Below are 21,118 nucleotides of genomic sequence, written 5' to 3' on the forward strand. Positions count from 1 at the left end.
GCACCTGCTGCGCTCACCGTACCCATGCCAAGACCTGCCGGTCCCATGGCCAGAGTCATGGCAATGGCCAGAATGATTTCGGCGCCCGCACCCAAGCCGTGGGAGCTGTACTTGAAGGAGTCATGAACCTCCTTCACCTGCTGCCAGTTCACATCACCCCGCGCCTCGGCATCTTTCAGCCACGCCAGCTTCGGATCCGCCGCCACCATGGTGTCGATCACCTGGCTGACGGTCTGCTTGTCGATCTGCTTGACGTCGATATTCAAGCCGTTGACGGCTGTGATCACCGTCTTGCCACGAGCGACCATCTCGGTTTGTTGCAGGGTCTCGTCGGTGTTGCCTTTGCCTTTGGCACTGGTCCAGGCGAGGTTCGAACTGCTTTTGGTGTGGGTTTCCTGATCCAGGTCCTTGACGCCCTCGAAGGTGATGGCGCCGCCACTGGCAACGGTCAGGTCGTTGCCGCTGTTGAGCTTGGCGGCCTGGTACAGCTGGTCGCCGTTGCTGGCCAGGGTCAGGTTGCCGCCGGTGGTGACGCTGCTGCCGACGTTGGTGGTTTGAGTGACTTCGTCGTGCTGCAGTTTCTTGCTGCCGAAGCTGCCCTTTTTCTTCATGTCGTACAGCGAGTAGCTGCTGTCTTGCGCGGCAAGCATCTGCAGCTTGTCACCGGCGTAGAGATACGCGTCGGTGCCAGCGGTGACGTTGCTTGAGGTGAGGGTCAGGTCCTGGCCGGCGCCGACGGCGACGCTGCCACCCGCAGTGACCGTGCTCGCCACCTGGGTAACGTCATCGTTCTGCCACTTCTTGTGGCTGCTCGCGGTATAGCTGTGCGCCTCATTCGCCGCCGCCGACACACTGACGTTGTCCGTCGCCGACAACGCAACGTTTCCACCCGCCGCCAGTTGGCTCGCTGTCACCGCCAGATCCCGCCCGGCGGTGATACTCAGATCACCACCGGCCGTGACGCTGGCGCTGTCCTGCGTGGTAGTGGAGCGCGTGAACTTGCTGGTCCGTGTACTCGCATCGATCGCTTGTGCGGCGACGATATTGACGTCGCGCCCGGCCGTGATCGTGGTGCCGGTGCCGCTGCTGAGCACGCCGCCGGTGTTGTTGACGTCGCGCCCGGCATTGATGGTCAGGCTACCGGCCGCTTCGACGCGGGCGGCGCTGTCGACCAGGTCGGTGCGCTCGGTGGCCGAGCCCAGGGCGCTTTGGTGGGTGGTGATGCTGCGCTCGTTGCTGACATCGCCGTCGACGGCAGTCAGGCTCACATCGCGCCCGGCGATAATGCCGCCAGCGGTGTTGGTGAGGTTGTTGCCGGCCAGCAGGTCGAGGCGGCTGTCGGCCTGCACCACGCCGCTGTTGACCAGGTTGTTGCCGGCGATCGCCGAGAGGCTGCCGGTGGCTTTGAGGGTGCCGGCGTTGCTCAGGTCGCTGCCGGCAATCAGGTTGACGTCGGTGCCTTGTATCAGCGCGCCGTTGGCGGCCAGGCGGTTGTTGGCGTTGGCCAGGTAGAGCACGGGCACGAGGACGGTCTGGCCGTCGACCACTTCGCTCTGCATCCACACGATGTCATGGGTCAGGGCCGCGACTTGCTCGGAGGACAAGGCGGTGCCGACGCTGAGGTTCAGTTGCTGCTGGGCGGCGATGCCGTTGTCCATCAGGTATTTGAACTGCGCGGTATCGCTGGTCTGGCCGTCGATGAAGCGCGCGCCGGTGCGGGCGACGATGGCCTGGTCGACCAGGGTCTGTTCATAGAGACCGTCGCCCAGGCGCTTGGCGCTGGTGTCGGGATCGTAGCCCAGCGCGGCAAGCATGTAGTCCGAGCTCATGAACTGCTTGAGGTTGGTGAGCGCGGGGTTGGTTTCGATCAGGTATTTCTGCGGTTGCGACTGGGCGCTGGTGTCCGGTACCCCTTGCACGCGAGCGATGCTGGTGGTGCTGGCGCTTGGCGTCTGTGCACCGCTGATGGTGCTGGCGGTAGTGCCACTCACCGGCACCGCAGGCGCCTGGCCGGCGCTGGTGGCGGCCTGGTGTTGGCTGGTGGTCAGTTGGGTACCGCCCAGCGACCAGCTAGCAGTACTGCTGCTCGCGGTACTGCTGCCGGTGCCGCTGAGGCGGAACAGACCGTTCTGGCCGGTGGGCAGGGTGAAGCCTGGGAGCGATACCGGATCGACTGCCTTTTGGGCCAGGTCGGGCGGCAGTTGCTGGTTCAGCGACACGTGGGTCGCGAACGCGGAGCCTGCCGCATCGGTGTTGGTACGTGGTCCGGCGCCGACGTAGTCATAGCCTACGCGGGTGACACTGTTGTTGATCTGGTTGGCAGCGGTGATGTTGACACTGCCACCCGCCTGAATGACCGCCGCGTAGTCCTGGTTGCTCGACGCCAGTTGGGTGGTCTGCGCCAGGTACGTCAATTCCTTTTGGGTATCGTGAGCGATGAAGTCGCTGAGAGCGGCATCCAGGCCGCTCAAGTCGCTCGGGTCATAGCCGGCGCTGTCGATCCAATACTTTTGCGTAAATTGCGTGGCGTCATTGGCCCAGCCGGACCTGTGTTCGGACCGCTCGGTCTCGAAAACCCGGAAGTTTTGCGTATCGCCGGTGACGACGCCCTGGTTGGTCAGGCTATCGGCGCTGGCGTACAGATTCTGGCCAGCGCTGATGGTGCTGCTGGCGTTGTTCACTTGACCGCCAACGATGTTCAGATTGCCGCCTGCCGAAATCGACGAGGCAACGCTGCTGGCGGTGACCTCAAGCTTGTCGCGCTCGGTGATTTCGAACACGGCGTTCTGCTTGGAGCCGTCGCAATCGGCGGTGTTGTTATTCAGGTACTTGTAGCAACTGACTTGCACGATCTCGGCGGTGTATTTCCCTGCATCGTTGACCACCAGCACCGCGCGCTGATTGTCCAAAGCGCTGACATTCAAAGTCATGTCGCCGTCGCTCTGAATCGTGCCCGAGCTGTTCATCAGGCTGTCAGCCAGGCCGCCCTGCCCGTCGCGATCGAGGCTCAGCTTGCCGAGGCTGTAGATGTTGGCGTAGCTGTTGGTGAGTGAGGCGACGCGCAAGCTCATGTCGCCGCCACTGAAGATCAAGCCCTGGTTGTTGACCAGCGCGCCCGTGGTAACGATCAGCCCGGTGCCGCTGCCCAAAGTGCCTTCGTTGTCGACGCCCCCGGCGTTCACGGTCAGCGTCGCGCCCGCGGTCAAGCGACCGGCGGTGCTCAACTGCCCGGAGACATTGACGGTGGTGTTGGCGCCGCCTTCGATGCTGGCGGCGCTGGGCAGGTTGACCTGCGCCGCACTGAGGTGCAGATCGCCAACACTAGTGAGCCGGCCGTTGCCGCCATAGCTACCGTTCAGGGTCAGCCCCAGGCCGCCGTTGCTGGCCAGCAAGCCGTCGTTGCTCCAATTGCCACCTGTGCCGGTGATTTGGCGGCTGCCGAGCAGTTGACCGCTGGCTGTCTGATTGAGGGTGTTGACGTTGACGGTCAGGTCGCCGGCCTGGATGACGCTGCTGTTGGTCCAGTTGTCGGCATTGATGGTCAGGCTGCCGTTGGTAACCAGGCTGCCGCCGATATTGGCGAGGTTGGCGGGGGCGATGGCGAAGGTGCCGGTACCGACGTGCAACAGGCTGCCGTTGAGGTTGTTGAAGCTGCCAAGGTTGAGAGTCAGGTCCTGGTTGGCGGTCTCCAAAGTGCCGTTGCTGTTGTCTAGCAAGCCGCTGACGTTGAACAGGGTGGTGCCGCGGGTGCCCAGCGCGCGCAATTTGCCGTTGGCGTTGTTGATGCTGGCGGCGGCGACGCTCAGGGTGCCGGAACTTTCAATGATGCCGGTCTGGTTGTTCAGCGCACCACTAAGGCTCAGGTCGATCTGCTGGCCGCCGATCTGGCCGTCGGCAGCGCCGCTGTTGTCGAAGTCGTGGGCCGTGACCTGGACCTTGCCGCTGGCATAGAGACCGGCGTTCTGGTTGTTGAAGTCGCCGGTGCTGATGACCGCGTCGCCGCCTTGAGCGGCGATGCGCCCGCCATCGTTGTCGAGGCTGGCGCTGGTGAGGTTGAGGCGTTGCGCCTGGATATTGCCCTTCTTGCTGTTGTTGCTCAGGTCGTAGCCGTTTTTCAGCGCGCCTGTCAGCTGCGCGGTGAAGGCGCCCTGCTGGCTGGCCAAAGTGCCGCCACGGCTGTCGAGATTGGCGGCGTTGACGGTCAGGTCTCCCGCCTGGGCGAGCACGGTGCCGCTCTGGTTGTCGATGTCGCCGCTGACGGTGAGGTTCAAGGCCGTCTGGCTTTGCAAGGTGCCTTGGCTGTTGGCCAGGTTAGCGGCGTGCAGATTGACGTCGGCGGTCTGGCTGTAGATCAGGCCGTTGGCGTTGTTCTGTACGGCACCGGTGGCGGTGACATTCAGCGTGCCGTTGGCCGCCAGGGTACCGGCCTGGCTATTGTCGAAGCCGCCGGTGAGCAGGGTCAGCAAGGTTTGGCTGACCAGTTGGCCGTTGTGGTTGTCGACCTGAGTCGCGCCCTGGATCAGCAGGTCGGCACCGGTGGCGAGCTTGCCGCTGGTGTTGGTGAGCACGCCCAGCAGGTTGAGGGTGCCGCTGCCGTTGGTGGCCACGCTGCCACGGGTGTTGTCGAAGTCGGTACCGGTAAAGCCAAAGGCATTTTGCGCGTTGATGGTGCCCGCGGTGTTGCTCAGGCTCATGGCCTGTAGGGTCAGGCCCGCGCCGCTGTCGATCAGGCCACCTTGGCCGTTGTTCAGCAGGTTGGCGACACTGAGGCTCTGCCCGCCGCCGCTGGAGAGGATCCCGGCGCTGTTGTCGAGATTGGCGGCGTTGACGCTGAGCGCGCCTTGGCTGACCAGCGCACCGTTGGTGCCGTTGAGCAGGTCGCCCTGCACGCTGACTGTCACGTCGCCATAGCGGCTGGACACTGTGCCGCTGTTGCGGTTGTCGAGGCTGGCGGCGGTGACCATCACGCCCTGCCAACCAGAGACCAGGCCGCCGGGGTTGAGCAGGCTGTTGGCGGTCAGCGCCAGCAGGTTGTTGCTGATCAACTGGCCGTTGGTGTTGTCGACATTGCGCGCGCTCAGGGTGACGCTTTCGCTGCTGGAGAGCTCGCCCTTCTGGTTGTTGAGGTCGCGCAGGTGCTGGAGGGTCAGTTGGCCGGTGGTGGTGATCAGGCCGCTGGCGTTGTTCAGGTCGCCCGTCGCGGCACCGAAGTCTAGAGCGATGGCGCTGCCCAGCAGGTTGCCACCCGCGCTGTTGTCGATGGCAGCGGCATTGATGGCGAGGTTGCCAGCGGCATCGATCAGGCCCAGGTTGTGGTTGTCGAGCGCCCCACTGAGGGTGACGGCCAGATCGCCTTGGCTGCTCAGCGTACCGCCAGCGTTGTTGAGGCTGGCGGCTTGCACTTGCAGGGCCGCGGCCGCAATGGTGCCGTTGAGGTTGCTGAGAGCGTGGTTGACCGCGACGGTCAGCGCCTGGTTGGAAAGCAGTTTGCCGTTGTCGTTGACCAGGCTGTCGGCGTTCAGGTTGAACGCCTGGGCGCTGGAGATTTCACCGCCAGTGTTGTCCACCGCGGCAAGGTTCTTCAGCACCAGCACCGGTGCGGTGAGCAGGCCGCTCTGGTTGTTCAGGGTGCCATGGTTGAGGTCCAGGGTCAGGGCGCTGTTGCTGAACAGCTTGCCGCCCGGTTGATCCAGACCGGTGACGCTGGCGGTGAAGGCATTCTGGCTGGCGAGCTTGCCGCCATCACCGTTGCTGACTTGCCCAGCGCTCAGGGCCAGAGTGTCGCCGCCGCTGATGCTGCCGGCGTGATGGTTGTCGAGGGCACCGGTGTGGATCGACATCGCCGCACTGGCACTGACGGTACCGCTGTGGCTGTTGTCAAGGCTGGCGCTGTGCAGGTCGAGGCCGCCATCGGTGACCAGTTGGCCACCCTCGTTATCTATAGCGCCGAGAGTAGTCAGGCTCAGTTGCCCGGCACTGGACAGGCTGCCCAAGCGGTTGGCCAGGCTGCCAGCGCTGGCGGTCAGTAGCCCCTCGCTGCTCAGCAGGCCCTGGGTGTTGGTGAGGTCGCCGTTGAACGCCAGCAGCAGGTCGCCTTGGGTTTTGACCTGACCATTGCTGTTGTCGAGCGCCGTACCGTTCAGGCTGACCGAGGTGTGTCCCGACAACAGGCCCTGAGTGTTATTCAGCAGCCGTTGCACGGTAGACAGCAGCCGCTGCGAGGCCAGGACCTGGCCGCTGTGGGAGTTGTCGAGTTGGTTGCCACTGAGCAGGATGTCACTTTGGCTGGACAGCTCGCCGCCCTGGTTATTCACGCTGGCGACGCTGCTGCTCAGGGTGCCGGCCGAGCCCAGCCAGCCATTCTGGCTGTTGTCCAGGCTGTTGCCGGCCAAGGTCAAGGTGCTTTGTGCGGTGATCTCGCCGTTGTGGTTGGTCAGCGCGTCGACCTGGGTATGGATATCGCGCTGGCTGGCGATCTGACCGTTGCTGTTGTCCAGGCTGGCGCTGGCGATATCCAGCCCGTTGGCGGAAACCACCCCCGTCACGTTGCTCAGCGCCTGGGCGATGTACAGCGTCAATGCCTGATCGCTGATCAGCTTGCCGCCGGTGTTATCCAGGCTGCTGGCATTGAGGGCGAAGGCTTGATGGCTGGAGATTTCGCCATTGCGGTTGACCACATCGGCGAGGTTTTTCAGGACCAGCCCAGTGCTGGCGTTGATCAGGCCACCGCTATTGTCGAGGTGGCCGCCATTGAGGTCCAGGCTCAGGCTGCTGGCGCTGAACAGCTTGCCACCGTGTTGATCAAGCCCGCTGACGCTGGCGTCAAGAGCACCGTTACTGGCGATGCGGCCGGTGTTGATCACCTGGCCGGCGGTCAGGTCGAGCGTAGCGGTACTGGTCAGTTGGCCCTGAGTATTGTTCAGCGTGCCGGTGCTGAGCGTGGCAGCCCCGTCGGCGGTGATCACGCCGTTGCTGTTGTCCAGGCCGCTGCCGTGCACCGTCAGGGTGCCCCCGGTGGACAGCTCGCCGCTGCGGTTGTCGATGTGATCGACGTTGGCCGTCAACGCCTGGCCCGCGCTGATCAGCCCTGCCTGCCCGTTGTTCAGTTGCTGGCCGGTCAGGGTGAGATTGCCCTTGGCACTGAGGCCGTGGCCCTGGTTGTTGATCGCCTGCGTCACTTGCACCGTCAGGTCGCGGTTGGCGACCACACTGCCAGCGTTGGTCAGGTTCTGGGCGCTGATATGCAAATCCGCGCTGCCGTTACGGCTGTTGTCGGCATTGACCCCGGCTTCGATGATGCCGCTGTTGGTCAACTGGCCGCCGCTGCTCAGGCTGATGCTGTCGCGGGCGGCGAGGCTCTGGCTGTTGGTGATGTCGCCGGTGGTGCTCACGTCCAGGTGGCTGCCGGCATACACCGGGCCCTGGGTGGTCAAGCTCTGGGCGTTGACCGTGACTGCGCCGCTGGCGGCGGTCTGCGCGACACTGAGGTGGCCGTTGGCGTCCAGTTCGATGTCGCCGGCGCTGGCCGCCAGGTTGCCGACCAGGTTCACCCCGACCCCTTGCTCGGTGCCCACCAGTTTGATGGCACCGGCATACATGCCACCCAGCGCCGTTGAATCGATCGCCAGCGCAGGCTTGGCGCTGCCATCGTCGGCGCGGGCCGTGGCCTGCAATGTCGTGGCGTCGACATCGTTGCGGCCCGCGATCACGCTCAGCTGGTTGGCGTTGATCTGCGCGTTGATGTGCGCCGAGCGGGTAATGACCTCAAAGCCGTCGATGTTACCGACATTGATGCCTGCGCCTTCGATCGCCACGTCGCCGCCGTCCACCTGGTAGTGGTCGAGGCGCCCGCTGGCGTCGAGCACCGGTTTGCCGGTGGTCAGGGTGGCACGCGGCGTGTTGATGAAGCCGCAGCCATTGCAGGTGATGCCATAGGGATTGGCGACGATCACATGGGCGGCCTGGCCGGCCACTTCGGTGTAGCCATTGAGCTGGCTGCGGTTGGTGCCGGTCACCTCGTTGAGGATGGTGCTGGCGGCCTTGCCCTTGAGGTTGCCGTTACCGACGATGATGCCGCCCAGCTGAGTGCTTTGCGTGCTGGCGGTGGCGTTGTTGAGGATCACACCCTGAGTGCCGACGTTGTAGTCGCCGAACTGGTTGTGCGACAGGCCACTGGCATTGGGCGCGGCGATGTTGACGATGGGCACGCCATTGCCCGCCGCGCCCAGGGTGGTGCCCTGCCCGCTGACGGCGATGCCACCGGCCTGGGCCCACAACGGTTGCCAGAACAGCGCGTTGACCAACAGCACCGCCAGGCCGCGCTTGGGCATGCCCCAGAAGCGCTCGCGAGGCTGCAGAGCGGCCGAGGGTTGGCGAGCCAGAAAGGCCAGTTGGCGTACGTCCATGTCAGGGTCTCGCAAGCGTTTTTAAAGAAGGAATTCGAGGCGCACGTACACCGGGGCTTCGCCGTCGCCGAGCACCGCGGGGCGCTCCAGCGAATGGGCCAGGGTGACGCTGAGGTTCAGGTGCTGGCCGCGGGCGAACAGCTCGAGCGAATCGCTGGATACGCGGCCGTGTTCACTACCGGCGTGGGCTCCGTTGCTGATCACGCCCTGGTCGTAGCCGATGTCGCTGCCGTACTCGCTGAACACCGGCTGCAACCAGCCCCAGGCCACAGGGCGGCTCCAGCGCAGGTCGTTGCGCCAGTAGCCGCCGCTGTCACCGGAGAGGTTCTGGTCCTTGTAGCCGCGGATCGAAGACTCGCCGCCGAGGTTCATGCGCTGGGAACTGAACAGCACGTCTTCGCTATGCTGCCCGGTGGCCAGGCTAGTGAAGCTGAACGACTCGCCCCACAGCTTGAACGGTTGCAGGTAGCTGACCGTGGCGGTGTATTTGCGGTAGCGGGCGGTGGGGTCGGCCGGGCCTGGGTCATGGTCGCCCTGCGCATCCAGGGCGCCGATGCCTTGCTGCAGGCCCAGGTCCAGGTTGAGAAACGCGCCGCCGATGCGCCGACCGTGGTTGATGCCGTATTGCAGCTCGGTGATGCGGTTGCTGCTGCCCTCGAGACGGCTGCCCGCCACGTAGTTGTTGGTGACCAGGTGCGAGAGCCCCAGGCTCAGGGACGTCTTGCTCAGGGCATCGCGATAGATCACCCGCTCGGCCTTGAACTGATTCGTCGCACTGTCACCGCTTTGCTTGAAGTCGAACCCGTTCGCTTGCGCCAGCGAGCGATAGTCGCTCTGGTTGTAGCTGTAGGTGAAGTTCCACCACCCCAGCGGCACATTGTAGTTGAGGCCGGCGTTGTGGCTGTTGTGCGGATCGTCGGGGTGCGCGTCCTCCCCGCCGTTGAGGCTCAGTTGATCGGCGAGGCCCAGCGGGTTGTCCCACTCCAGCCGCGAACCCCATTGCTGGGCGCCCGTGCTCTTCTGCCCGTCGTTGCTGTGCGACACCGAGACCCGCCAGGGCTTCTGCGGCGCGTTGTTGACCTGCACATCGCTGCTGCCTGCGGTTTGGCCCGGCACCAGGGCCATTTGCGCCTGGTTGGAGGGCAAGCGGTTGAGCTGATCGACCAGTTGCTCGATTTCGCGCAGGTTGAGCACCTCGCCGGCATGGCCCGGGAAGCCCATGTTCAACTCGCGCTGTGAAAGGCCGCTGCCCTGGCCGGGCGCAAGACTTTGCAGGTGGCCTTCGATCACTTGCACCATCAGGTGGCCTTTGGACAAGTCCTGAGGTGGCAGATAGGCGCGGCTGGTCACCAGGCCCAGAGCGATGTAGCGGTCGGTGAGAGTCTTGAGCAGGTCGTTGAGCTGCGCCACTCCCAGGCACTGATGCAGAAATGGCGCCAGCAGACGCTCGCGATCGGTGGCCGTCAGGTGGTCGGCGCCTTGCAATTCAATGGTATCGATCTGGAAACAACGGCTGCTCGCGGGCGCCGCAGGGGCAGCCTGTTGCGGGCTGGGCGCGGGCAGGTTCTGCAGGTCATCAAGACGCTTGCGCTGCTCTTCGAGCAGGCGGTCCTGGCGGTCGCGGATCAAGTCCTGATCGCCCGGGCTAGGGCTCGTGGCAGCGCTTGCCAAAGGCATGGCAACGGCCAGGCACAACATGAAACCTAGCCTGGCGGCGGGCGTCCTTGACCACATGAAATCGCGTCCTTAAATACCGTTAAGCAATTCGTTACATTTGCTTACATTTCGAAAGGGCGCGATATTGATGTGCCATCATTCTGACGTCAAATTAAAGAAAACTCAGTGTTCATCGAACACCGCCCCTGCGCGCTCGGACTGTACGAATCCAGCGGAACTTAAGCCCCGCGAAGGCTCTCCACCCACACATCGAGAGCTTTTTTGACCTTGAGTACAGGAGCGCATCAATGAACCTCCACCACAGCCCCACACAGGAAATCATTGCCGTCGATAAGCAGGGCCAGCAGGTGCTGTTTCTCGACCCTGGGAATCTGGCAGTGCGCGCGGCCATCACCGGTTTGCCCGCTCGGCCCCACGAACTGCTGATCATCCAGCAGCAGCGCAAAGCCTACGTGCCCATCTATGGCGACGGCGTGCACGGTGACAACCCTCACCCGAACCACCAGGTCGCGGTGATCGATCTCGACAGCCGCAGCCTGACCGGGTTTATCGACACCCTGCCGTTTCTGTCGCCCCATACCGGGCGCCTGGGCCGCGATGGCAAGGTCTACCTGTGCTGTGAAAATAGCGCGACGGTCATCGTCATCGACCCCAGCCAGGACAAGGTAGTCGGGCACATCGAGGTCCCATCGAACAACGTGCACAGGCTGATCCCGCTGCCGCATGCCGATCAGGTATGGGCTGAAAGCGAGGAAGGCGGCCAGTTGTACGCCATCGACGTGCACGGCAACACCGGCCAGGTGGCGGCCACCCTGGCGATGCCCGGCCCGTTGAATGGCATCGATGCCTCGCCCCTGCGGCCCTGGGTGATCGCCTCGGACGCAGACCGGCCAGTGATCTACGCGGTCGATACCACGGAGCGCCGCGTGTTTCACTCGATCGAATTGCCCGGGCATCAGCGCCCTGGACAGGTGGTGCGCTTCAGTCCAGACGGCCGGCTGCTGGCGGTCATCGGCGACTTCGATCCGGTGGTGAGCTTTTTCGATGAACATCTGCAATGGCTGTTCAACGCTGAACTCGGTGACAAGCCGCTGGACGGTTGCTTCAGCCCCGCCCAGGACTACCTGCTGGTAGCCAATGAAAACGACGCTACCGTCAGCGTGATCGACATCGCCAAGCGCAAAACCCTCGGCCATGTACCGGTGGGTCAGGGGTGCGAAATTCTGGCGTACTTCGAGCGCTGAGCATGAACACTCGTGATCTCTGACACCAAAGCGGGGCGTACCGCGCTGAGCGGTACGCCCCGAGGCAGGCGTCAGACGCAGGCCGAACTCTCAATGGGCGTCAGACAATACTCTTGGCCCAGACAGCCTGCGCATTGGTGAACTCGCGCAATCCAAAGTGCGAGAGTTCACGCCCATAACCACTCTTCTTCACGCCCCCCACCGGTATACGCGCGTTGGTGGCCGGGTAGCCGTTGATGAATACCCCACCGGTTTCCAGGCGCCGGGCGATGCGTTGCGCGCGGCCCAGGTCTTGGGTCCAGAGGCTGCCGCCCAACCCGTAATCACTGGTATTAGCCAGGGCGATGGCGTGTTCCGCAGTGTCGGCCACAGTAATGGCCGCGACCGGCCCGAAGGTCTCTTCATCGAAGGCCGCCATGCCAGGCTGAACGTCACCCAGCACCGTCGGCGCATAGAAATTGCCCGGGCCTTCAAGCTTGTGCCCCCCCAGCAACAAGCTCGCACCGGCGGCCAGGGTGCGCTGCACTTGCCCATCGAGTTCATCGCGCAAATCGGCACGGGCCATCGGGCCAAGGTTGATAGCGCTGTCCAGCGGATCACCGACTGTCAGCTGGCTGACGGCAGCCACGAACTTGCGCGTGAATGCCTGCGCAATCGGTTGCTCGACAATGAAGCGCTTGGCCGCCAGGCACACCTGGCCGGCATTCTGGAACCGCGCTTCGACGGCTGCTTTCACCGCCAGGTCGATATTGGCGTCGGCCAGTACGATAAAGGCGTCGGAGCCACCGAGCTCCAGCAGGCTTTTCTTCAGAGCCCGTGCGGCGGTGCCGGCTACCGCAGCACCGGCGCGCATGCTGCCGGTCAGCGTCACGGCGGCGATGCGTGGGTCTTCGATGGTGCGGGCCACGGTATCGTTGTCAGCCACCAGATTGACGAACAAGCCCTTGGGGAAACCGGCCGCTTCATAGGCGTCCTGCAAGGCGTAAGCCGAGCCCATGACGTTGGGGGCGTGCTTGAGCATGAAGCCATTGCCGGACAGCATGATGGGCGCCGAGGCGCGAATCACCTGCCACAGCGGGAAGTTCCAGGGCATGACCGCCAGCACGGTACCGATCGGCAGGAAAGAAACATGCACCTGATCGTCCCCCTCAACCTTGACCGGCTCATCGGCCAGAATCGCCGGGCCATGCTCGGCCACCCACTCAAGGGTGGCGGCGCATTTCTCCACCTCTCCCCGCGCCGATAGCAGGGTCTTGCCCATTTCGGCGGTGATCAGCGTGGCCAGGGGTTGCGCGCGCTCTCGCAGGATAGCGGCCAGGCGCCGATAGGCCGCCACTCGTTCGTGCATCGGGGTGGCACGCCACAGGCGGAAGGCGGCGGCGTTCACATCGAGCAGTTGCTCGACTTCACTGGGCGTCTGAAACGAATACGTGGCGATCAGCTCACCGGTTGCCGGGTTACGCGACGTGGCCACGGGGGCATGGTTGGATGCTGCGTTCAAGTTGCTCATCGGTATCACCTCGTTGACGGTACGCCAGCCCTGTTTGCGCTGCGATGACCGCCACTTTAGGTACACCCGAGAATGCCAGGAAGGCGTGTTGTTATCCTATGACTGCGGGTCATAGGCAGTATGGCGAGGGATGTAGGTGACCAGCGACAGGTCCGGCCGCCCTTCCGGCGTAAGGGCCACATAGGTGAAATCGATGTAGCCACTGATGGGGTGCAGCAAACGCTTGCGCCCTTCTTCGAAGCCTTTGACGTCGGTGTCTTGCCACCATTCGCGAAACTCCGGACTCTGCGCCGACAGCTCTTCAACCAGGCTGTCGAACGGCGCTTTGTCCAAGGCCTGCGCCCGGGCCGCACGAAAGGCGCTGATCATGCCGCGGGCCATCTGCTCCCATTCCAGGATCACGGTCCGGTAAGGCGGATAGAGGAACAGCAGCCGCAGGGTGTTGCGCTCATGCGGTTGCAGCGAACCGTAGTCGACGAACAAGTCGGCGATCGCGTCGTTCCAGGCCAGGATGTCGAGTCGGGCATTGCGCACATAGGCCGGGATCGGATTAATGGCTTGCACCAGCATCTCCAGACCCGCGGTCACTCCACCGCCTGTCGCCGCGGTGGGCGCCTCCAGCGCGGACAGCGCATAAAGATGCGCGGATTCGACGCGGTCGAGCTTGAGCACGGTGGAGATGCGCCGCAGCGCATCGGGCGAAGGTTGAATATCACGCCCCTGTTCAAGCCAGGTGTACCAACTGACGCTGACCCCGGCCAGTACGGCCACTTCCTCGCGACGCAAGCCGGGCGTGCGCCGCGGCCCTTCAGGAAGGCCGAAGTCCTTTGGATCGAGACGGGCGCGTCGGCTGGTGAGAAACTTGCCGAACTCGCGGCGCTGCTCTACAGATGGCCTGTTTGCCATAAATCACTCTTGCGCGAAGTTTTCGTGCGGTGATCATAAGGCGCCAGCAGCGGCACGACTACCTGCATCCGTGACGGGATCGAGCGAAGTTTCAATCCGGGTGATTGATCCTGGTGCGCAACGTCCTCATCAATCCCAAGGCAAAAGCACACTCTGCGGCGATGAATAACGGCCCGATCAACAAACTCATGAGGTCATCCACAAAGGCCGGTTTGCGGCCTTCCCAAACATGACCGAGAAACTGCAGCCCCCAACCCAGAACAAAACTGCCCGCACCCAGCAGCAACCAGACCACCGTCGACTGCTGTGCCGCCAGGTGACCGAGCGCTGCGGCGCAGCAGAGGCTGATCGATAAGGCCAGCCCCAGCCTGACGTCCAGGCACAGGTAATAGACCGAGATGACGGATACCGCCAGCCATGCGATAGAAATACCGGCCGGGCCAACGGGCAGCATCGGCCTGGACAGCAGGATCGCCACGCCAAGCACGATCAGTGGGATACCAAAGAAATGGGTGACGACGTTACGCCGGTCCTGGTGATAGGCGCCGTATTTTGCCAAGTGTTGTTCTATGCGTCTCATGGAAGCCCCGGATAAGGTCGAGCGGTGCATCTATAATGGCGTGGCGCCGCGGGTACGAATGTCAGCCAACCGACACAAGGAAAAATAATGCCCCGCTTGTCGATGACAGACCACAGCCTTCTCGCCACCCTGCAACGCGGTGACTGGTTCGCCACACTCCCCGCTCCCTTGCAGCAACGGATCCTCGACGCTGGCGAACAGATCGACCTGACCGAGGGCGAACGCCTGTTCGCCAAGGGCGATGCGCCGGACGGGCTTTACTGTGTGCTGCAAGGCACTGTGCGCATCAGTACCGTCAACGAAGCGGGCCGAGAGATGATTGTCGCGCTCCTGGAGCCGCCCCATTGGTTCGGCGAAATCGCACTGTTTGATAATGAGCCTCGCACTCACGACGCCTGGGCGACTGCGGATACATGCCTGTTAAGGCTGGCGCAACGAAAGCTGGAGAACATGCTCGAACTCCACCCACAAGACTGGCTGTACTTTGGCAGGCTGCTGACGCGAAAACTACGGGCTGTCTTCAGCGCCATGGAAGACATGGCACTCACCCCGCCGACCGCTCGCCTGGCGCGAAGACTGGTCAATATGGCCGATGGATTCGGCACCCTGGCGGAGGGCAGCCAGCGCACCATCACGGTGTCTCAGGAAGCGCTGGGCTCGATGCTGTCTCTTTCGCGTCAGACCATCAATCAGTCTTTGAAAGAGTTGGAAGTGGCCGGGGGGATTCGGCGTATGCGGGGGGCGATCGTGATTGTTGAAATCGACAGGTTGATTGCCAAGGGCAGCGAGTGACGCCGCCAGACGCAAACTGCCATTTCCCTCCATACCGGGGCGCCCACGACAGGCCTTGGGTCATCTAGATCCCGCTGAACCAGTTATACCCCTGATCTTCCCAATACCCGCCCGGATAATCGTTGCTGACGAATATCTCGACGATATGCTTGGGGTTCTTGAAGCCCAGCTTGGTTGGCACTCTGACGCGCAAGGGGTAACCATACTCAGGCGGCAAGGCGACCTCGGCATAATCGAGTGCCAGCAATGTCTGGGGGTGCAAGGCCGTGGGCATGTCGAGGCTGGAGTAATAACGATCGGCGCATTTGAACCCGACGAACTTGGCGGTAGTGTCGGCGCCGATGTGTTCGAGGAAGGTCCGCAACGGCACCCCGCCCCACTGCCCGATCGCACTCCAGCCCTCAACACAGATCAGGCGGGTTATGTCCGTGCGTTGCGGCAACTTGCGCAGCCCTTCCAGGGTCCAGGGGGCCTTGTCGCGGACCATCCCCGATACCGCCAGGGAATAACTGCCCAAGTCGATATCCGGTATATCTTCCTCGCCGTAAAAGGCGTTGAACGGAAACGGCTGGGTCATCTGCGCCTTGGAGAACGTCGGCGCCAGCCGCTGGCCGCTGAACAGCCAGGCCTGAACGCGGTCGTTCCAGCGCGACATGGCCCACAGCACCTTGTCGACCTGATCGCCGTCCTGCAGATTGCAGCCGGTGAGCATGGCCATGGCGCCAACGGTCAGGCCGCCACGCAGAAAATGGCGGCGCTGAATGTTTTCCAACAGGATGCGCTGCGCGGGCTCCAGCTTGACTGGAGGGCCGCGGCGTTTTGGCGATTCAATCATGATCGGGTTTTCCGGTTTCCATTGGCCGTAGGCCGCCAGTGATCATCGGCAACAGGGTTTTGGGCACCAGGAGCACCAGCACCAGGTGCACGACCACGAACGCGCCGATCGCCGCCATGGCCGTGAAATGCACATAGCGCGCAACGTCGTATCCACCCAGCAGTGCCACCAGCTCTTGTAGCTGTATGGGTTTCCAGATGGCTAACCCCGACACCACAATCAGCACGCCCGCCGCCAGCACCAGCCAATACATCAACCGCTGCACCGCGTTGTACACGCCCTTTTGGTGAACGAGCCGAAAGCGCAATGCGTCAAGCAGATCGCGTTTGACCGCCTTGGCCGTCACCGGCAACAGATCGCGTTTGAGGTGTCGACTGGCCAGACCGTACAGCACATAGATCAGACCATTGGCGGCAAGCAGCCACATCACTGCAAAATGCCAGGCCAGTGCGCCTCCCAGCCAGCCACCGACCGTCAGTTGCGTCGGGAAGCGAAAGGCGAACAGCGGCGAGGCGTTGTAGATCGCCCAGCCGCTCATGAACATGCAGCACATGGCAAACGCGTTGATCCAATGCGTAAGGCGCACGGGCCAGGAGTGAATGCGACGCTTGGCCATCGAATGGCGCTCCTTTACCAGGCTTGGCGATACCCGATGCCAGCGGACTCGCTGGCGCAGGCACTCCTGACAGTTGTAGTCGATTACATCGGTGGTTGGAAACCATCTTTGCCGACGGCGACGCCACGTGCGCTTTTACCATCATCGGCAGGGAACACGACGATCTTGGCGCCCTTGACCAACTGCTCGACCTTGCCCTTCTCGACATAGGCGATCGGTACATCCTGTGGCACCACCAGTTGCTTCTCGCCACCCTCATATTTGACCGAAAGCGTACGGCCGTTGGTTTTCGCCAAAGTGCCCACGGTACCGTTGGTCATGGTGCCGGTGCTGCCATCGGCATTCTGCCAACCGTAGTGACCTTCACCGCTGCCCTTGAGGCTCGCTTCGAAGACGGTGACTTCCAGTGCCTTCAAGGTACCGTCCGACTGGGGAGTGGCTGCCGAACCGATAAAGCTGTCGGCCTTGATCGAATCGATATCCGCCTTGGATACCAGACGAATACCGGTTTTATCGGTCAAGCCAATGGTCTGGTGGGCGCCAGCTCGAGTGGTGAACGACAGCGTATTGTTTTCAACGCTGTCGACCGTGCCACGCATCGGCTTGACGACAGGCATGTCGGCAGCCGAGGCCATTACAGCGGCGCTCAACAACAGTGTGCCTAAGGTGCAGGACAGGGCAGTCTTGATCTTCATTGAGACGATTCCTTGCGATGGGTGTATAGCTATCCTCGACGAACAACCGGCCCCTCAGCATGACCGGCGAATGACATTTTTGTCATTCGCGCCGTCACTTCCGTCAATGACAGAAATGTAACCGACACGGTTGCAACCGTTGTTTAGACTGCGTTGCGCACGCATTGTGCGACACGCCTGTTAAAAGTCAGTCGAGAACGCCCGAGCGAGCCCAGACGATGCACATTCTGTTGATCGAAGATGACACTAAAACCGGTGAGTACCTGAAAAAAGGTCTCGGCGAATCCGGCTATAACGTCGACTGGGCCCAACACGGCGCCGATGGATTGCACCTCGCCCTGGAAAACCGTTACGACCTGCTGGTGCTCGACGTCATGCTGCCTGGCATCGACGGTTTCCAGATCATCGAAGTGCTGCGTGCCCGCCAGGACGTACCGGTGCTGTTCCTGACCGCGCGTGATCAGCTGCAGGATCGCATTCGCGGCCTTGAGCTGGGCGCCGACGACTACCTGGTCAAACCGTTTTCGTTCACCGAACTGCTGCTGCGCATCCGCACCATCCTGCGCCGCGGCGGGGTGCGCGAAGCCGACCGCTTTCAGCTCGCCGATCTTGAGCTGGATCTGCTGCGCCGACGGGTCACGCGTCAGCAGGAGGTCATTGCGCTGACCAACAAGGAGTTCGCCCTGCTGCATTTACTCTTGCGCCGCGAAGGCGACGTACTGTCGCGCACGCAGATCGCATCGGAGGTGTGGGACATGAACTTCGACAGCGACACCAATGTGGTAGACGTTGCCGTCAAGCGTCTGCGCAGCAAGGTCGACGCGCCTTATCCGATCAAGCTGATCCATACCGTGCGCGGGATTGGCTACGTCTGCGAGGTGCGGCCATGCGAACCCGACGCCAACCTTCCCTGACCCTGCGTTCGACCTTGGCGTTTTCGCTGGTAGCGATGCTCACCGTGGCGGGCGCTGGCGTCTATCTGTACGAGTCGATGAAAGCCTCGCTGCTGCAGCGCAGCGACCACGCGGTACTGGGGCGCCTGGATCACTTTCGCAAACTGCTGCACTACGACCTGACACTGGACAAGTTGCAGAGCAGCCCGCAGATATTCGAGAACATGCTCGACAGCGAAGACGATATTTTCATCATCGCCGAGCCCGGGCAGACGCCGGTGATCATGGTCAACCCGCTGCAGGCCGAGCTCCCGCCGTTGCCGGTGACTGCCGAAGGCATGCGGGCCGATGCCGCCAGCCTGCGCACCGGCATGGCCCCGTCGGGCGTACCGCTGCGGGCAGCGACCGTGCAAACGAGCTCCGGCGGGCGGGCGGTCAACCTCACGGCTGCGCACATCATGGTCAAGGAAATGAGCCTGCTGGCGGACTTTCGCCAGCGCATCTATCTGGCCGTGGCACTGGCGTTTCTGATCACCGCACTGCTCGGTTTCGTGCTGTTGCGCCGCGGCTTGCGGCCGCTGCGAGAAATGGCCGCGCATGCCGCCGACATCTCCCCCGAGCGCCTCGAGAGCCGCATGCGCAGCGAAAACACACCGGTGGAGCTGCAACAACTGAGCGATGCCTACAACGCCATGCTCGATCGTCTGGCCGACGGGTATCTACGGCTCACGCAATTTTCGGCAGACCTGGCCCACGAGATTCGCACGCCGGTGGGTTCGCTGATGGGGCACTGCCAGGTCGCGCTGCGTCAGGTGCGCAGCGCCGATGAGTATCAGGCGCTCCTCGCGTCGAATCTTGAAGAACTCGAACGTATCTCGCGGATTGTCGAGAGCATTCTTTTTCTGGCCCGTGCTGATGAGACCCAGGCCGTACTGCAACGCCAGCCTTTGTGCGTGCATGACGAAATGCAGCGCGTGGCGGAGTACTTTGAAGGGCTCGCCGAAGAACGGCAGATCCGTCTGCTGATCTCGGGGGACGCAACCCTCAGCGCAGACCCGCTGCTGCTGCGCCGGGCCCTGAGCAACCTGGTAGCGAACGCGATCAGGTACGCCGATCACGGCAGCGAGGTGCTGATCGGCGTCACCACGGCGCAGGCGCACTGCCGCATAGAGGTCGAAAATCAGGGCCCCGTGCTGAGTGACTCGGCCCTGAGCAAACTGTTCGACCGCTTCTATCGGGGCGATGCTTCGCGGCACCAGAGCTCGGATTCCAATGGCTTGGGATTGGCCATCGTGGCAGCGATCATGCAGCTGCACGGCGCAGAAGCGAGCGTGGTGCAGCCGCGCCCAGGGTATATCCGCTTTGCGTTGAGTTTTCCGATGGCGTGAGCGGCGCAAGTACCGCATTGCCGTTAAATCAATCGGGGTGAGCGCCCGGCGCACTCACCCGCCGATCTCGCTCCTGGATCACTGCAGCCGATTAGCAAATTGCCCCACGGCATCGACAACCTTCTTCGCGCCTTCGCGGATCTCGACAATCACTGCGCCCGCCTGATTGGCCAATATCAGGCCCTCTTGGGCCTGGCCTCTGCTGCTGGCGATGCTGTCAATGGCCGCCTCTACCAATTGCTGGTTTTGCTGCACCACCGTCACGATTTCATCCGTCGCCTTGCTCGTGCGGCTGGCCAGCTGCCTGACCTCATCGGCAACCACGGCAAAGCCCCGACCCTGTTCACCGGCACGCGCTGCTTCGATCGCCGCGTTCAACGCCAGCAGATTGGTCTGGCTGGCGATCCCACCGATGGTCTGTACCATCGTGCTGATCAATAGAGACTGCTTGCCCAACGCTTCGATACCAGCGGAGGCCGAGGCCATTTCCTGAGTGATCAGCTCCATGGTTTCCAGGGTTTTCTTCACCACTTGCGTGCCGTTCTGGGCGGTCGAATCGGTTTGCCGAGACACCTCATACGCGGTCGCAGCCGCCTCGTTGACCCGCGATTCGCGCTCCACCTGGTCAGTGACGACGGTCGCGAACTTCACGACCTTGTATAGCCTGTCCTGGGTGTCGCGCACCGGATTGTAGGTCGCTTCCAGCCACACATCGCGCCCATGGCTATCACGGCGCTTGAAACGGCCCGCCATCACTTCCCCAGCGTTGAGACGGCGCCAGAAAGCAGCATAATCGCTAGCGCTGGTATCGCCCGGTACACAGAACATCGAATGGTGCTTGCCGACGAGCTGGGCAAGGTTGTAGCCCATCGCTCCCATGAATTGCGGGTTGGCGCGCAGCACGTTGCCACCGAGGTCGAACTCGATGACCGCTGTCGAGCGCTGTAGCGCAGCAATCACATCCTCATTCTCCCGCGCTGTTTCGGTCGCCTGCGTCACGTCCATGCCCAGGCACAGGATGCTGGTGGCTTCGCCGTTGATGTCTTTGAGCGGTTGCCAGTGCGCCTGTATCCACGCCAACGAGCCGTCGGCCTTCAGGAAACGGTACTTGTCGGATACAGAGCTGCCGCTGCTTACCGCAGCGCGCAAATTGGCATAGCACGGCAAGGTCTTGACGTAATCCGGCACGAACGCCGACAACGGCTTGCCGGTAATCTGTTCCGCCTTAAGGCCCAGCAGCGCCGCAAAGCGTGCGTTGCAATGCACGATGTTGTAATTCCCGTCCACCGAGAACTTGATCATCTCGGCCTCAAGGCTTGCCTGGACCTGGCGCAGTATCAACAGCTCGGCATCCTTGAGCAGCAGTTCTTTCTTGAGGGTATTGTTGAACATAGCGCGCACCGGATGTCTTGGAGTTGCACTGGCTATCGGCTTGGTCGCCTGCTACATGAGCGCATAAATTAAATGGCCGATTTCAAATCACACAATTGTCCGCGCCATGTCGAACTTTCAGTGGTTTGTCAGAAGTTCCATTGTCCAAATCTATCGTGCGCCGCGAGTATTCCTATTGGGCAAAG

General features: G+C 62.6%; 13 protein-coding genes. 4 read left to right on the forward strand and 9 right to left on the reverse strand.

Annotated elements, in window-relative coordinates; translation table 11 throughout:
- Positions 1 to 8,405: filamentous hemagglutinin N-terminal domain-containing protein (locus tag LIX93_RS25830; RefSeq protein ID WP_226506893.1), on the reverse strand; the 8,405-nt coding region annotated here is incomplete at its 3' end.
- Positions 8,406 to 8,426: 21 nt separating this feature from the next.
- The gene (locus LIX93_RS25835) at positions 8,427 to 10,139 is read right to left on the reverse strand and encodes a ShlB/FhaC/HecB family hemolysin secretion/activation protein (RefSeq protein ID WP_226506894.1); all 1,713 of its coding nucleotides are present in this window, start codon (positions 10,137 to 10,139) and stop codon (positions 8,427 to 8,429) included.
- Positions 10,140 to 10,369: 230 nt separating this feature from the next.
- On the opposite strand from LIX93_RS25835, the gene LIX93_RS25840 reads away from it, so the two are divergent.
- On the forward strand, positions 10,370 to 11,326 hold the full coding sequence (locus tag LIX93_RS25840) for a WD40 repeat domain-containing protein (protein ID WP_226506895.1): 957 nt from the start codon (positions 10,370 to 10,372) through the stop codon (positions 11,324 to 11,326).
- 100 nt (positions 11,327 to 11,426) lie between these two features.
- Here the strand turns inward: LIX93_RS25840 and LIX93_RS25845 are convergent, their stop codons facing one another.
- The 3 genes from LIX93_RS25845 to LIX93_RS25855 form a co-directional block, all read right to left on the reverse strand.
- Positions 11,427 to 12,836: an NAD-dependent succinate-semialdehyde dehydrogenase gene (locus LIX93_RS25845; RefSeq protein ID WP_226506896.1), complete on the reverse strand. Its 1,410-nt coding sequence runs from the start codon at positions 12,834 to 12,836 to the stop codon at positions 11,427 to 11,429.
- A 96-nt stretch (positions 12,837 to 12,932) separates the two neighbouring features.
- Positions 12,933 to 13,742 (reverse strand): helix-turn-helix transcriptional regulator, encoded by an 810-nt coding sequence (locus tag LIX93_RS25850; RefSeq protein WP_226506897.1) that lies wholly within the window; start codon positions 13,740 to 13,742, stop codon positions 12,933 to 12,935.
- 91 nt (positions 13,743 to 13,833) lie between these two features.
- On the reverse strand, positions 13,834 to 14,352 hold the full coding sequence (locus LIX93_RS25855) for an Mpo1-like protein (protein WP_346015243.1): 519 nt from the start codon (positions 14,350 to 14,352) through the stop codon (positions 13,834 to 13,836).
- Between the two features lie 57 nt (positions 14,353 to 14,409).
- On the opposite strand from LIX93_RS25855, the gene LIX93_RS25860 reads away from it, so the two are divergent.
- Positions 14,410 to 15,114: a Crp/Fnr family transcriptional regulator gene (locus tag LIX93_RS25860; RefSeq protein WP_226506898.1), complete on the forward strand. Its 705-nt coding sequence runs from the start codon at positions 14,410 to 14,412 to the stop codon at positions 15,112 to 15,114.
- Positions 15,115 to 15,178: 64 nt separating this feature from the next.
- On the opposite strand, the gene LIX93_RS25865 is transcribed toward LIX93_RS25860, so the two are convergent.
- The 3 genes from LIX93_RS25865 to LIX93_RS25875 all read right to left on the reverse strand — a co-directional run bounded on the left by LIX93_RS25865 (position 15,179) and on the right by LIX93_RS25875 (position 17,254).
- Positions 15,179 to 15,949: a molybdopterin-dependent oxidoreductase gene (locus LIX93_RS25865; protein ID WP_226506899.1), complete on the reverse strand. Its 771-nt coding sequence runs from the start codon at positions 15,947 to 15,949 to the stop codon at positions 15,179 to 15,181.
- Positions 15,942 to 16,565, reverse strand: coding sequence for a cytochrome b/b6 domain-containing protein (locus tag LIX93_RS25870; RefSeq protein ID WP_226506900.1), 624 nt, complete (start codon positions 16,563 to 16,565; stop codon positions 15,942 to 15,944). The genes LIX93_RS25865 and LIX93_RS25870 overlap by 8 nt, the downstream gene beginning before the upstream one ends.
- An 83-nt stretch (positions 16,566 to 16,648) precedes the next feature.
- Positions 16,649 to 17,254, reverse strand: a complete 606-nt coding sequence (locus tag LIX93_RS25875; RefSeq protein ID WP_226507044.1) for a hypothetical protein — start codon at positions 17,252 to 17,254, stop codon at positions 16,649 to 16,651.
- Between the two features lie 224 nt (positions 17,255 to 17,478).
- Here LIX93_RS25875 and LIX93_RS25880 point away from each other — a divergent pair, with 224 nt between their 5' ends.
- Entirely contained in the window at positions 17,479 to 18,174 is a 696-nt protein-coding gene (locus tag LIX93_RS25880; protein WP_226506901.1) for a heavy metal response regulator transcription factor, read from the forward strand.
- Positions 18,147 to 19,541 carry a heavy metal sensor histidine kinase gene (locus LIX93_RS25885; RefSeq protein WP_226506902.1) on the forward strand — a complete coding sequence of 465 codons (1,395 nt, stop codon included), beginning with the start codon at positions 18,147 to 18,149 and terminating at the stop codon, positions 19,539 to 19,541. The genes LIX93_RS25880 and LIX93_RS25885 overlap by 28 nt, the downstream gene beginning before the upstream one ends.
- 78 nt (positions 19,542 to 19,619) lie before the next feature.
- On the opposite strand, the gene LIX93_RS25890 is transcribed toward LIX93_RS25885, so the two are convergent.
- Positions 19,620 to 20,933 (reverse strand): PAS domain-containing methyl-accepting chemotaxis protein, encoded by a 1,314-nt coding sequence (locus LIX93_RS25890; RefSeq protein WP_226506903.1) that lies wholly within the window; start codon positions 20,931 to 20,933, stop codon positions 19,620 to 19,622.
- Positions 20,934 to 21,118 lie beyond the last annotated feature (185 nt).

The organism is Pseudomonas sp. MWU16-30317 (assembly GCF_020515695.1).
Classification (GTDB): domain Bacteria; phylum Pseudomonadota; class Gammaproteobacteria; order Pseudomonadales; family Pseudomonadaceae; genus Aquipseudomonas.